The organism is Pseudomonas sp. NPDC090203 (assembly GCF_044746765.1).
In the GTDB taxonomy this organism is placed as follows: Bacteria; Pseudomonadota; Gammaproteobacteria; order Pseudomonadales; family Pseudomonadaceae; genus Aquipseudomonas; species Aquipseudomonas putida_AD.
Genome location: NZ_JBIVCV010000014.1, coordinates 81,399 through 95,262 on the forward strand (window position 1 = coordinate 81,399; position 13,864 = coordinate 95,262).

The following is a 13,864-nucleotide window of genomic DNA, read 5'->3' on the forward strand; positions in this document are numbered from 1 at the left end:
TTTCAAATACTGATGCGCAGTTCCGTCCCGGGCTCTGCATTGACGCTGAGCTGCTCGACGATGGCGTCTTGCAGGCGGCGGCACAGTTGCGGGTCGGACAACGGCTGGTTGTTCTCATCGGTGAGGAAGAACACGTCTTCCACGCGCTCGCCAAGGGTGGCGATCTTGGCGTTCTGCAGCGACAGGTCGAACTCCAGGAAGATCTTGCCCACCCGCGCCAACAGGCCTGGGCGATCCGGGGCGCTCAGTTCGAGCACGGTGACCGGGCGCTGGGCGTCGTTGGAAATGGTCACCACCGGTGCGAAGGCGAAGTGCTTCAATTGACGGGGCACGCGACGCTTGATGATGGTCGGGTAGTCGTCAGGGTTGCGCAGCGCTTCGGTCAGGCCCTGGCGGATGGCCTTGATGCGTTCCGGGTTGTCGCCGATCGAGCCGCCGTCGTTGTCGAGCACGATGTAGGTGTCGAGGGTGAACTGGCTGGTGGACGTGATGACCCGGGCGTCATGAATGTTCAGGTTCAACTGGTCCATGGCGGCCACGGTCACGGCGAAGAAATCGTGCTGGTCCGGCGCGTAGATGAAGATCTGCGTGCCGCCCTCGAATTCGCGCTGGGTGGTTTCCTTGATCAGCACCAGCGGCCCGCCATCTGCAGGTTGCTGCAGGATCGCATCGCTGTGCCAGGCGACGTCGCCGGCCGTGTGGCGCAGGAAGTAATCATCCCCCAGTTGCGACCACAGCTGCTCGACGTCGTCGGGGTCGGTGCCACTGCGCACCAGGATATCCAGTGCGGCGCTCTGGGTGCGCCGGATCTGCTCTTCGCGGTCCACCGGGTTCTCCAGGCCGCGCTTGAGGGCGCGCTTGGTCTCGGTGTACAGCTGGCGCAACAGGCTGGCGCGCCAGGAGTTCCACAGCGTCGGGTTGGTGGCGTTGATGTCGGCGATGGTCAGCACGTAGAGGTAATCCAGGTGCACCTCGTCGCCGACGAATTGCGCGAAATCGTGGATCACCTGCGGATCGGACAGATCCTTGCGCTGGGCAGTGGTGGACATCACCAGGTGGTTCTGCACCAGCCAGACGATCAGTCGGGTGTCCCAGTCGGGAAGATGATGGCGGATGCCGAAGGCTTCGGCGTCCACCGCGCCGAGTTCCGAGTGGTCGCCGCCACGGCCCTTGCCGATGTCGTGGTACAGGCCGGCCAGGTAGATCAGCTCGGGCTTGGGCAGCTTGGCCATGAGCTTGCTGGCCAGCGGGAATTTCTCCGACACCTGGGTGTACTGCAGTTTGCGCAGGTGCTTGATAAGGTTCAGCGTGTGGGCATCGACGGTGTAGATGTGGAACAGGTCGTGCTGCATCTGCCCCACGATGTGGCCGAACTCGGGCAGGTACAGGCCCAGGATGCCGTAGCGGTTCATCCGGCGCAGGTTGCGGTGGATGCCGATCTCGCACTTGAACAGCTCGATGAACAGGCTGGTGTTGCGAATGTCGTTACGGAAATCGTCGTTGATCAGGTGCCGGTGTTCGCGCAGCAAACGGATGGTATCGGCACGCACGCCCTTGATTTCCGGGCGTTGGGCCATCAGCACGAAAATCTCCAGCATCGCGAAGGGCGTACGCTTGAAGACGTTCGGGTTGCTGGCTTCGATGTAGCCGTCATGCAGCTGGAAGCGCGAGTTGATGGCCTCGGTCGCGGTGTTCTGGTCGTCCGAGAGGATGACTTCCTCGAAGTGCTGGATGATCAGATCGCTCAACTGGGCGATGCTCATGACCACCCGGTAGTACTTCTGCATGAAGCGTTCGATGGCCAGCTTCGCGTCGCTGTCCTGGTAGCCCAGCAGGCGCGCGATGTTGGTCTGGTAGTCGAACAGCAGGCGGTCTTCGGAGCGCCCGGCCAGCATGTGCAGCGCATAGCGGACCTTCCACAGGAACTCCTGGGAAGAGGCGAGCAGGGCGTTTTCGCTTTCCAGCAGAAAGCCCTCGTCGGCCAGTGCGTGCAGGTTCAGCGTGCCGTACTGGCGCCGTGCGACCCAGAGGATGGTCTGGATGTCCCGCAGCCCGCCGGGCGAGCCCTTGACGTTGGGTTCCAGGTTGTACTCGGTGTCGAAGTACTTGTGGTGCCGGGCTTTCTGTTCGGCACGCTTGGCCAGGAAGAATTCCTTGCTCGGCCACATGTGCTGCGTGCTGGTGACGTCCAGCATGCGTTGGCGCAAGTGCTCGGGGCCGGCAATGGTGCGGCTTTCCATGAGGTTGGTGACCACCGTGAGGTCCGCCTGGGCCTCGATGGCGCACTCCTCGACCGAGCGAACGCTCTGACCGACTTCCAGGCCGATGTCCCACAGCAGGGTCAGAAAGCGCTCGATGGAATCGCGAAACAGCTCGTGATCGGCACTGTCCAGCAGGATCAGCAGGTCGATGTCCGAATAGGGGTGCAGTTCGCCACGGCCGTAGCCGCCGACCGCCAGCAAGGCGATATCGGCGTCATCGCTCCAGTCGAACTGCTCCCAGGCCTGTTGCAGGATGTTATCGACGAACCAGGCGCGGTCCTCGATCAGGCGCCGTATCTCGCGGCCGGACTTGAAACGCTCGTCCAGCACCTCGCGGGCCTGACGGATGGCTTTCTTGAAGGCAGCGATGGGGCTGGCCTTCAACGCCAGTTCGGCCTTGAACTGGCCGCGATCGAACAAATCTGGGTCCACCTGCGGCATCGAACTGCTTTCCTTCTATCTATGCATGCTGTCTGGACGTGAGAATCAGGCGCTGGTGCGGGCGATGGTGTCGTCGCTGCGCAGGGTGAAGATCTCGTAGCCTGTGGCGGTGACCAGAATGGTGTGTTCCCACTGTGCCGACAGCTTGCGGTCCTTGGTGATGGCTGTCCAGCCGTCGCCCAGCAGACGGGTGTCGGCCTTGCCCTGGTTGATCATCGGCTCGATGGTGAAGGTCATGCCTTCCTTGAGTTCCATGCCTTCGCCGGCCTTGCCGTAGTGCAGCACTTGCGGTTCTTCGTGGAACACCTTGCCGATGCCATGGCCGCAGTATTCACGCACCACCGAGAAGCCGTTCTTTTCGGCGTGTTTCTGGATCACTTCGCCGATGTCGCCCAGGTGAGCGCCGGGCTTGACCAGCTCGATGCCCTTGTACATGCATTCCTGGGTGATTTTCGACAGGCGCTCGGCCCACTCTGGCACCTTGCCGACATGGAACATCTTGCTGGTGTCGCCGTGATAGCCGTCCTTGATGACGGTCACGTCGATGTTCAGCACGTCGCCTTCCTTGAGCGGCTTCTCGTTCGGGATGCCGTGGCAGACCACGTGGTTGATCGAGGTGCAGATGGACTTGGGAAAACCCTTGTAGTTGAGCGGCGCCGGAATGGCCTTCTGCTCATTGACGATGTAGTCGTGGCAGATGCGGTCCAGTTCGTCGGTGGTCACGCCAGGCTTGACGTAGGCCCCGATCATTTCCAGGACTTCGGCGGCCAGACGGCCGGCAATGCGCATCTTTTCGATGTCTTCAGGGGTTTTGAGGGTAACGGACATACAAGGCTCTCTCGGCGCGGCCAGGCCGCAGCTAAACACGGAAAACCGCGATTCTACCAGACCGTCGCCAAGCGGGTTATCATCGCTTCCTTATATAGAGGCGACGAGGGTGTGCGGCATGGCATCCCCGGCCCGGCAAAAGCCTCGGCAAAACAGGATCTTATTTCAGGTTCCGTTATCCAGACTTTTGTGATATAAAATGCGCCGCTTTACGGGGTATGCCCCGAAAGCACAAACCCACACACGTGTCGACACGATGACCTGGGTGCCCTCGGCTCGAGCCGCTGGTTGGTCATTGGGATGCGTGGAGGCCTAACCCGACTTATCAAGGAACTATCATGTCCCAAGTCAATATGCGCGATATGCTGAAGGCCGGTGTGCACTTCGGCCACCAGACCCGTTACTGGAACCCGAAAATGGGCAAGTTCATTTTCGGCGCGCGCAACAAGATTCACATCATCAACCTTGAAAAAACCCTGCCAATGTTCAACGACGCTCTGACGTTCGTAGAGCGCCTGGCCCAGGGCAAGAACAAGATCCTGTTCGTCGGCACCAAGCGTTCCGCTGGCAAGATCGTTGCTGAAGAAGCAGCACGTTGCGGTTCGCCGTACGTCGATCACCGCTGGTTGGGCGGCATGCTGACCAACTTCAAAACCATCCGTGCCTCCATCAAGCGTCTGCGCGAGCTGGAAGTTCAGGCTGAAGACGGTACTTTCGCCAAGCTGACCAAGAAAGAGGCGCTGATGCGCACTCGCGATCTGGAAAAGCTGGATCGTAGCCTGGGTGGTATCAAGGACATGGGCGGTCTGCCAGACGCACTGTTCGTCATCGACGTTGACCACGAGCGCATCGCGATCACCGAAGCCAACAAGCTGGGCATCCCGGTCATCGGCGTAGTCGATACCAACAGCAGCCCTGAAGGTGTTGACTACATCATCCCAGGTAACGATGACGCCATCCGCGCCATCCAGCTGTACATGGGTTCGATGGCTGACGCCGTTATCCGTGGTCGCAACAACGTTGCTGGCGGCACCGAAGTTTACGCTGAAGAAGCGGCTGTACCTGCTGCCGAGTAAGTGACGCTTTAGCGCCGCTTGGCACGCAAAAAGGGGGCTTGGCCCCCTTTTTGCCACCTCGAAAACCATCTGGCGTTGCCATCGATCTGATGTCATGTGCAGCGGTCATCATGGATTTTCAAGCGAATTTGAACGCCCGCCCGGCGGGTGGAATGGTTGAAGACCTATCCAAGAGGATTTTGAAATGGCAGAGATTACTGCAGCGTTGGTCAAAGAACTGCGCGAGCGTACTGGCGAAGGCATGATGGACTGCAAGAAGGCCCTGACCAAGGCCGGCGGCGACATCGAGAAAGCCATCGACGATATGCGTGCTTCGGGCGCCATCAAGGCCGCCAAGAAAGCAGGCAACGTTGCTGCTGAAGGCGCAATCGCCATCAAGGCAGACGGCAAAGTCGCTGTCCTGCTCGAAGTCAACTCCCAGACCGACTTCCTGGCTCTGCAGGACGACTTCAAGAACTTCGTCGCTGCAAGCGTCGACAAGGCATTCGCCGAGAAACTGACCGACGCAGCTCCGCTGATCGCCGCTCAGGAAGAAGCACGTACTGCCCTGGTTGCCAAAGTAGGCGAGAACGTCAACATCCGTCGTCTGGTACGCGTTGAAGGCGACGTTGTCGGTTCCTACCTGCACGGCAACAAGATCGGCGTAGCCGTTGTCCTGAAAGGCGGCGACGTCGAGCTGGCCAAAGACATCGCGATGCACGTTGCTGCAAGCAACCCTGAGTTCCTGCTGCCGTCGGACGTTTCTGCCGAAGCGATCGAGCGCGAGAAGAACGTCTTCCTGCAGCTGAACGAAGACAAGATCAAAGGCAAGCCTGCCGAGATCGCTGACAAGATGGTTCAGGGCCGCATCACCAAGTTCCTGGCCGAAGCCAGCCTGGTCGAGCAAGCGTTCGTCAAGAACCCTGAAATCAAGGTCGGTGAACTGGCCAAGAAAGCCGGCGCTGAAATCGTTTCCTTCACCTACTTCAAAGTAGGCGACGGCATCGAGAAGCCAGTCGACAACTTCGCTGAAGAAGTCGCTGCTCAAGTAGCTGCCAGCAAGCAATAAGACGGTTCTCCGACTGTCGACCCAAGAGGCTGCCCGCTCACGCGCGCAGCCTCTTTGTCAAAACGGCAGCAGGATTTTGTTTTTCCGGTACATGGCTCACAAGGCCACAACCGGCGCAGTAGCCTAGAGTTAGCGCAGGCGCAACGGCCGGCAACTCTGACATTTTTTTTATACGCCGCAGGAGAGATTCGCAATGGCTCAGCAGGGCAGTGGATATCAAGCTCGCTATAAACGCATTCTACTCAAGCTTAGCGGCGAGGCCCTGATGGGGTCCGAAGAGTTTGGCATCGATCCGAAAGTGCTGGATCGCATGGCGCTTGAAGTGGGTCAACTGGTAGGAATCGGTGTTCAGGTCGGCCTGGTCATCGGTGGTGGCAACCTGTTCCGTGGCGCGGCATTGAGCGCTGCCGGGATGGACCGCGTCACTGGCGACCACATGGGCATGCTGGCCACCGTGATGAACGGTCTGGCCATGCGCGACGCCCTTGAGCGTGCCAATATTTCCGCCATCGTGATGTCCGCCATTTCCATGGTGGGTGTGACCGATCACTACGATCGTCGCAAGGCGATGCGTCACCTGAATTCCAAGGAAGTGGTGATTTTCGCTGCCGGTACCGGCAACCCGTTCTTCACCACCGATTCGGCAGCCTGCCTGCGGGCCATCGAAATCGATGCCGACGTCGTGTTGAAGGCAACCAAGGTCGATGGTGTGTACACTGCCGATCCATTCAAGGACCCGCATGCCGAGAAGTTCGATCATCTGACTTACGATGAAGTACTGGATCGCAAGCTGGGCGTAATGGATCTGACGGCCATCTGCCTGTGCCGTGACCACAAGATGCCGCTGCGTGTCTTTAATATGAACAAACCCGGCGCCCTGCTGAACATCGTGCATGGCGGCGCGGAAGGAACCTTGATCGAGGAAGGCGTACAATGATCAACGAAATCAAGAAAGACGCTCAAGAGCGCATGAAGAAGTCCCTGGAGTCCCTGCACCACGCGTTCGGCCAGATCCGTACCGGCAAGGCTCACCCAAGCGTGCTGGGTTCGGTGATGGTTCCTTACTACGGCGTGGACACTCCGCTGACCGGCGTCGCCAACGTTACCGTGAAAGACTCCCGTACCCTGCAGGTCGTGCCGTTCGAGCGCAACATGCTGGGCGCCGTCGACAAGGCCATCGGCAGTGCAGGTCTTAACCTGAACCCGACCAACCTGGGCGAACTGCTGCTGATCTCCATGCCGCCGCTGACCGAAGAAACCCGCAAGGGCTTCACCAAGCAGGCCCGCAGCGCTGCCGAAGACGCTCGCGTTGCCGTGCGCAACATCCGTCGCGATGCCATGGGCGATCTGAAGAAACTGGTCAAGGACAAGGAAATCAGCGAAGACGAAGAGCGTCGTGCCAGCGCTGATATCGACAAACTGATCAAGGACTTCGAAGGCCAGATCACCAAGGCCACGGATGACAAAGAAGCGGACCTGATGGCCGTATAAGGTCGGGAAGCTTTCATGGAAAAGACAAAGCTGGCTGTGCCGTCGTCGGTACCGCGTCATGTCGCGATCATCATGGATGGGAACAATCGCTGGGCCAAGAAGCGCCTGTTGCCAGGCGTGGCGGGTCACAAGGCGGGCGTTGACGCCGTTCGGGCGGTCATCGAGGTGTGTGCCGAGGCCAAGGTCGAGGTGCTGACCCTGTTCGCGTTCTCCAGCGAGAACTGGCAGCGCCCGGCCGAAGAGGTCGGCGCGCTGATGGAGCTGTTCTTCACGGCCTTGCGTCGCGAGACCAAGCGCCTGAACGAGAACGGCATCAGCCTGCGCATCATCGGCGACCGCTCGCGTTTTCACCCTGAGCTGCAGGCCGCCATTCGCGAAGCCGAAGCCAGCACTGCCGGTAACAGCCGCTTTGTCTTGCAGATCGCCGCCAACTACGGCGGTCAGTGGGACATCGCCCAGGCTGCGCAGCGCCTGGCGCGTGAGGTTCAGGCCGGCCATCTGCGCCCCGAAGACATCACCCCGCAGTTGCTGCAGACCTGCCTGGCCACGGGCGACCTTCCGCTGCCCGACCTGTGCATCCGCACCGGGGGCGAGCATCGCATCAGCAACTTCCTGCTGTGGCAGCTGGCCTACGCCGAGCTGTACTTCTCCGACCTGTTCTGGCCGGACTTCAAACACGATGCCATGCGCCATGCGCTGGCCGATTTCGCTTCGCGCCAACGCCGCTTCGGGAAAACCAGCGAGCAGGTAGAAGCTGGAGCCCGCGCTTAATGCTCAAACAACGAATCATCACAGCGTTGATCCTCGCGCCGCTGGCCCTGTGCGGCTTTTTTCTGCTCGAGGGTGGCAGCTTTGCGCTGTTCATCGCTGCAGTGGTGGTGCTGGGTGCCTGGGAATGGGCGCGCCTTGCCGGTTTCGAGGCGCAGTCGGCCCGCGTGCTGTTCGCGGCGGTGGTCGGCGTGCTGCTGTTCCTGCTGTATCTGCTGCCCGGCCTTGCGCCGTGGATCCTGGTCGCTGCGCTGTTGTGGTGGCTGGCGGCAACCTGGCTGGTGCTGACGTACCCCGAGTCCAGCGAACACTGGTCCAGCGTGATCTACAAACTGGCCATCGGCCTTTTGATTCTGCTGCCGGCCTGGCAAGGGCTGGTGCTGATCAAGCTCGAACCGATGGGCAACTGGCTGATTCTCGCTGTCATGATCCTGGTGTGGGGTGCCGACATTGGTGCCTACTTCTCCGGCAAGGCCTTCGGCAAGCGCAAGCTGGCGCCGAAAGTCAGCCCCGGCAAGAGCTGGGAAGGCCTCTACGGCGGCCTGGCGACCTGCCTGGTGATTACCGCCGTGGTCGGCGTTTCTCGCGGCTGGGGCGTTGGGGAAATCCTGTTCGCCCTGGTATGCGCCGCCATCGTGGTGCTGATTTCCGTGGTCGGCGACCTGACCGAGAGCATGTTCAAGCGCAAGTCGGGGATCAAGGACAGCAGTAACCTGTTGCCTGGCCACGGCGGCGTGCTGGATCGCATCGACAGCCTGACCGCGGCGATCCCGGTGTTTGCCCTGCTGCTCTGGGCCGCCAAAGACTGGGGCCTGATGTGAGCAAGCCGCAACTGATCACGGTCCTGGGGGCTACCGGCTCCGTCGGGCTGAGCACGCTGGACGTTATCGCCCGCCATCCTTCGCGCTATCAGGTGTTTGCCCTCACGGGCTTCACCCGTATCGCCGAGTTGCTGGCGCTGTGCGTTCGCCACACCCCGCAGTTCGCCGTGGTGCCGACCACGGCCGCTGCCCGGCAGTTGCAGGATGACTTGCGCGCCGCCGGCCTGGACACCCGGGTGCTGGTGGGGGAGGGCGGCCTGTGCGAGGTGTCTGCCCATCCTCAGGTGGATACCGTGCTGGCGGCCATCGTCGGCGCGGCAGGGTTGCGTCCTACGCTGGCCGCTGTCGAGGCAGGCAAAAAGGTCTTGCTGGCGAACAAGGAGGCCCTGGTCACCTCGGGCGCCCTGTTCATGCAGGCCGTGCGCCGCAGTGGCACCATCCTGTTGCCGCTGGACAGCGAGCACAACGCCATTTTCCAGTGCCTGCCGGGCAACTACTCCAACGGCCTGGATCAGGTGGGCGTTCGCCGCATTCTGCTGACTGCCTCGGGCGGACCGTTTCGCGAAACGCCTCTGGCCGACATCGAGCATGTCACGCCGGATCAGGCCTGTGCGCACCCGAACTGGTCCATGGGGCGCAAGATCTCCGTGGATTCGGCCAGCATGATGAACAAGGGCCTTGAGCTGATCGAGGCCTGCTGGCTGTTCGACACGGCCCCTGCGAATATCGAAGTGGTGATTCACCCGCAAAGCGTGATTCATTCGATGGTCGATTACGTGGATGGCTCGGTGCTGGCGCAGTTGGGCAACCCCGACATGCGCACGCCGATCGCCCACGCACTGGCTTGGCCCGAGCGGATCGATTCGGGTGTGTCGCCGCTGGATCTGTTCAGCATTGCCCGGCTTGATTTCCAGGCTCCGGACGAATTGCGCTTCCCTTGCCTGCGTCTGGCGCGGCAAGCTGCGCAGACCGGCGACAGCGCCCCGGCAGTATTGAATGCCGCCAACGAGGTCGCCGTGGCGGCGTTTCTGGATCGGCGCATTCGCTTCCCTGAAATCGCGAGTATGATCGACGAAGTCCTGAACATAGAGCCTGTGGTTGCCCTGAACGAGCTGGAGACGGTCTTCGAGGTCGACGCCAGGGCGCGAACGCTGGCTGAGCAGTGGCTCAGCCGGAACGGGCGGTAAGCGACAAATGCCCACAGGCACAGGCCTGGCAAGGCGCGCGAGCAGCTTGACGCTGTCCGTAGCCCTCGCCATGCCGGTACCCGGAGAACAGCGATGAGCGCGCTTTACATGATTGTCGGCACCCTGATTGCGTTGGGTGTACTGGTGACGTTTCACGAGTTCGGCCACTTCTGGGTGGCGCGGCGCTGTGGCGTCAAGGTTTTGCGGTTCTCCGTTGGCTTCGGCATGCCGCTGTTGCGCTGGCACGACCGTCGCGGCACCGAGTTTGTGGTGGCCGCCATTCCCCTGGGCGGCTACGTCAAGATGCTCGACGAGCGCGAAGGCGAAGTACCTGCCGAGCTGGTGGACCAGTCCTTCAATCGCAAGTCCGTGTATCAGCGCATCGCCATCGTCATCGCCGGCCCGGTTGCCAACTTCCTGCTGGCCATCGTGTTTTTCTGGGTGCTGGCCATGCTGGGCAGCCAGCAGGTGCGCCCGGTCATCGGTGGCGTCGAGGCGGGCAGCATTGCCGAGAAGGCCGGTCTGGTTTCGGGCCAGGAAATTGTTTCCGTTGATGGCGAAGCCACCAGCGGCTGGGCGGCTGTGAACCTGCAACTGGTACGTCGCCTGGGCGAGAGCGGCAGCATTGCGCTGAAAGTCCGCGAGAAGGGCTCGGATGTCGATACCCCGCGCACCTTGGCACTGGATAACTGGCTCAAGGGCGTGGATGAGCCCGATCCGATCCGCTCGCTGGGCATTCGTCCGTGGCGTCCGGCGCTGCCTCCGGTGCTGGCCGAGCTCGATCCCAAGGGCCCGGCTCAGGCTGCAGGCCTGAAGACCGGTGATCGCCTGCTGGCCCTCGACGGCCAGCCGCTGGGTGAGTGGCAAGAGGTCGTGGATCGTGTCCGTGTCCGTCCTGATACCCGAATTTCACTGAGTGTCGAGCGCGATGGTGCGACAATCGACGTGCCTGTCACCCTGGCCGCGCGCGGTGAAGGTAAGGCGGCAACCGGGTATCTGGGTGCCGGGGTCAAAGGTGTCGACTGGCCACCGGAAATGCTCCGCGAGGTCAGTTATGGCCCTGTAGCTGCCGTGGCAGAGGGCGCGCGCCGTACCTGGACGATGAGCGTACTGACCTTCGATTCACTGAAGAAAATGTTGTTCGGCGAGCTCTCGGTAAAAAACTTGAGCGGACCGATAACCATTGCTAAAGTGGCGGGCGCTTCGGCCCAGTCAGGTGTAGGTGACTTCTTGAATTTCCTTGCTTATCTGAGCATAAGCCTGGGGGTTCTCAATTTGCTGCCCATTCCAGTGTTGGACGGGGGGCACTTGCTTTTTTATCTGATCGAGTGGGCGCGTGGTCGTCCGCTGTCGGAAAAGGTTCAGGGCTGGGGGGTCCAGATCGGTATAAGCCTGGTGGTCGGAGTCATGTTGCTCGCACTGGTCAACGATCTGGGACGACTGTAAAAGCTACGCCGAATTGTGAATCTGCCGCATTTTGCGGCAGTTTGTTTATTGCCAGTTGGAATAAGAAAGGACTTCATGAAACGTCTGCTGCTAACTGCGGTTCTTTCCGCACTGATGATCGCCGAAGTTCACGCCGAGTCCTTCACTATCTCCGATATCCGTGTCAACGGCCTGCAGCGGGTATCCGCCGGCAGCGTCTTTGGCGCGCTGCCGTTGAACGTGGGTGAGACCGCCGATGATGCGCATCTGGTCGATGCCACCCGCGCTCTGTTCAAAACCGGATTCTTCCAGGACATCCAGCTGGGCCGTGACGGCAACGTGCTGGTCATCACCGTGGTCGAGCGTCCGTCCGTTTCGAGCATCGAGATCGAAGGCAACAAGGCGATCACCACCGAAGACCTGATGAAAGGTCTGAAGCAGTCGGGTCTGGCCGAAGGCGAGATCTTCCAGCGGGCAACCCTGGAAGGCGTGCGTAACGAACTGCAGCGCCAGTACGTGGCCCAGGGTCGTTACTCGGCAGAAGTCGCCACCGAAGTCGTTCCTCAGCCGCGCAACCGCGTTGGCCTGAAAATCAACATCAACGAAGGCGCGGTCGCAGCCATCCAGCACATCAACGTGGTGGGCAACTCGGTATTCAAGGAAGAAGACCTGACCGACCTGTTCGAACTGAAGACCACCAACTGGCTGTCCTTCTTCAAGAACGACGACAAGTACGCCCGTGAAAAGCTGTCCGGCGACCTGGAACGCCTGCGTTCGTACTACCTGGACCGCGGCTATATCAACATGGATATCGCTTCGACCCAGGTGTCCATCACGCCTGACAAGAAGAGCGTGTACATCACCGTCAACATCCATGAAGGCGAGAAGTACAGCGTCAAGTCGGTCAAGCTCAGCGGTGACCTCAAGGTCCCTGAGGACCAGGTCAAGTCGCTGTTGCTGGTCAAGCCTGGCCAGGTCTTCTCGCGCAAGGTCATGACCACCACGTCCGAGCTGATCACCCGCCGCCTGGGTAACGAAGGCTACACCTTCGCCAACGTCAACGGCGTGCCGACCCCGAACGATGAAGACCACACCGTCGACATCCTGTTCGCCGTCGATCCGGGCAAGCGTGCCTACGTGAACCGCATCAACTTCCGTGGCAACACCAAGACCGCGGACGAAGTGCTGCGTCGTGAAATGCGTCAGATGGAAGGCGGTTGGGCTTCCACCTACCTGATCGACCAGTCCAAGACCCGTCTGGACCGCCTGGGCTTCTTCAAGGAAGTGAACGTCGAAACACCGGCAGTGCCGGGCACCGACGACCAGGTCGACGTGAACTACGCCGTGGAAGAGCAGGCTTCCGGTTCGATCACCGCCAGTGTGGGCTTCGCGCAGAGCGCGGGTCTGATCCTGGGTGGTTCGATCAGCCAGAACAACTTCCTGGGTACCGGTAACAAGGTCAGCATCGGCCTGACCAAGAGTGAATACCAGACCCGCTACAACTTCAGCTACGTCGATCCGTACTTCACGCCGGACGGTGTGAGCCTGGGTTACAGCGCGTTCTACCGCAAGACCAACTACGACGACCTCGATGTCGATATCGCAAGCTACTCGGTCGACAGCCTGGGTGCCGGTATCAACATGGGCTACCCGATCAGCGAAACCGCGCGCCTGAACTTCGGCCTGTCGGTTCAGCAGGACCAGATCAACACCGGTACCTACACCGTTGACGAAATCTTCGACTTCCTGGAGAAGGAAGGCGACAGCTTCACCAACTTCAAGGCATCCGTGGGCTGGTCCGAATCGACCCTGAACAAAGGCACGCTGCCGACCCGTGGTCACTCCCAGAGCCTGACGCTGGAAACCACCATTCCGGGTAGCGACCTGTCGTTCTACAAACTCGACTACCGCGGCCAGTTGTTCCACCCGATCACCACCAACACCACCCTGCGCCTGCACTCGGAACTGGGCTACGGTGACGGTTACGGTTCGACTTCGGGCCTGCCGTTCTACGAGAACTACTACGCCGGTGGCTTCAACTCGGTACGTGGCTTCAAGGACAGCACCCTCGGTCCGCGCAGTACGCCTAGCCGCGGCGAAGGCAACCCGGGCGGTCGTCCTGGCACCCTCGCTGACCCGGATCAGGATCCGCTGCCGTTCGGTGGTAACGTGTTGATCACAGGTGGTGCCGAAATCCTGTTCCCGCTGCCGTTCGTCAAGGACCAACGTTCGCTGCGTACCTCGCTGTTCTGGGACGTGGGTAACGTGTTCAACACCAACTGCGGTGGGGAGAAGACCACACTCAGCGGCGAGAAGATCGAGTGTAACGGTCCTGAGCTCTCGGGCCTTGCAAGCTCGGTGGGTGTTGGCGTGACCTGGATCACCGCATTGGGTCCATTGAGCTTCGCTCTGGCCATGCCGGTCAAGAAACCGGACAACAACACCGAAACCCAGGTCTTCCAATTCTCTCTCGGTCAGACCTTCTAAGGGTCTGGTCACTGATAACGACAACGAATTC

At 60.7% G+C, this 13,864-nt stretch carries 11 protein-coding genes; 9 read left to right on the forward strand and 2 right to left on the reverse strand.

The annotated features are described in order from the left end of the window. Positions 1 to 2: 2 nt before the first annotated feature. Both ACIPO9_RS22440 and map read right to left on the reverse strand, forming a co-directional pair. A complete protein-coding gene (locus ACIPO9_RS22440; RefSeq protein ID WP_274133893.1) occupies positions 3 to 2,702 on the reverse strand; it encodes a [protein-PII] uridylyltransferase in 2,700 nt (899 codons plus the stop codon). 45 nt (positions 2,703 to 2,747) lie between these two features. Next, entirely contained in the window at positions 2,748 to 3,530 is a 783-nt protein-coding gene (gene map / locus ACIPO9_RS22445; protein ID WP_274133892.1) for a type I methionyl aminopeptidase, read from the reverse strand. A gap of 338 nt (positions 3,531 to 3,868) precedes the next feature. Here map and rpsB point away from each other — a divergent pair, with 338 nt between their 5' ends. From rpsB to bamA, 9 genes are all read left to right on the forward strand, one after another. Continuing rightward, the gene (gene rpsB / locus ACIPO9_RS22450; protein ID WP_274133891.1) at positions 3,869 to 4,606 is read left to right on the forward strand and encodes a 30S ribosomal protein S2; all 738 of its coding nucleotides are present in this window, start codon (positions 3,869 to 3,871) and stop codon (positions 4,604 to 4,606) included. A 184-nt stretch (positions 4,607 to 4,790) separates the two neighbouring features. Further along, positions 4,791 to 5,654: a translation elongation factor Ts gene (gene tsf / locus ACIPO9_RS22455; RefSeq protein WP_274133890.1), complete on the forward strand. Its 864-nt coding sequence runs from the start codon at positions 4,791 to 4,793 to the stop codon at positions 5,652 to 5,654. A 193-nt stretch (positions 5,655 to 5,847) separates the two neighbouring features. Then, positions 5,848 to 6,591, forward strand: a complete 744-nt coding sequence (gene pyrH / locus ACIPO9_RS22460) for a UMP kinase (RefSeq protein ID WP_274133889.1) — start codon at positions 5,848 to 5,850, stop codon at positions 6,589 to 6,591. Further along, a complete protein-coding gene (gene frr / locus ACIPO9_RS22465; RefSeq protein WP_274133888.1) occupies positions 6,588 to 7,145 on the forward strand; it encodes a ribosome recycling factor in 558 nt (185 codons plus the stop codon). The genes pyrH and frr overlap by 4 nt, the downstream gene beginning before the upstream one ends. 15 nt (positions 7,146 to 7,160) lie before the next feature. Further along, on the forward strand, positions 7,161 to 7,916 hold the full coding sequence (gene uppS, locus ACIPO9_RS22470) for a polyprenyl diphosphate synthase (protein ID WP_274133887.1): 756 nt from the start codon (positions 7,161 to 7,163) through the stop codon (positions 7,914 to 7,916). Then, on the forward strand, positions 7,916 to 8,734 hold the full coding sequence (locus ACIPO9_RS22475; protein ID WP_400783596.1) for a phosphatidate cytidylyltransferase: 819 nt from the start codon (positions 7,916 to 7,918) through the stop codon (positions 8,732 to 8,734). The genes uppS and ACIPO9_RS22475 overlap by 1 nt, the downstream gene beginning before the upstream one ends. Continuing rightward, positions 8,731 to 9,921: a 1-deoxy-D-xylulose-5-phosphate reductoisomerase gene (ispC, locus tag ACIPO9_RS22480; protein ID WP_274133885.1), complete on the forward strand. Its 1,191-nt coding sequence runs from the start codon at positions 8,731 to 8,733 to the stop codon at positions 9,919 to 9,921. The genes ACIPO9_RS22475 and ispC overlap by 4 nt, the downstream gene beginning before the upstream one ends. A 93-nt stretch (positions 9,922 to 10,014) precedes the next feature. After that, the gene (gene rseP / locus ACIPO9_RS22485; protein ID WP_274133884.1) at positions 10,015 to 11,367 is read left to right on the forward strand and encodes a sigma E protease regulator RseP; all 1,353 of its coding nucleotides are present in this window, start codon (positions 10,015 to 10,017) and stop codon (positions 11,365 to 11,367) included. 75 nt (positions 11,368 to 11,442) lie between these two features. Continuing rightward, positions 11,443 to 13,833, forward strand: coding sequence for an outer membrane protein assembly factor BamA (bamA, locus tag ACIPO9_RS22490; protein WP_400610249.1), 2,391 nt, complete (start codon positions 11,443 to 11,445; stop codon positions 13,831 to 13,833). Positions 13,834 to 13,864 lie beyond the last annotated feature (31 nt).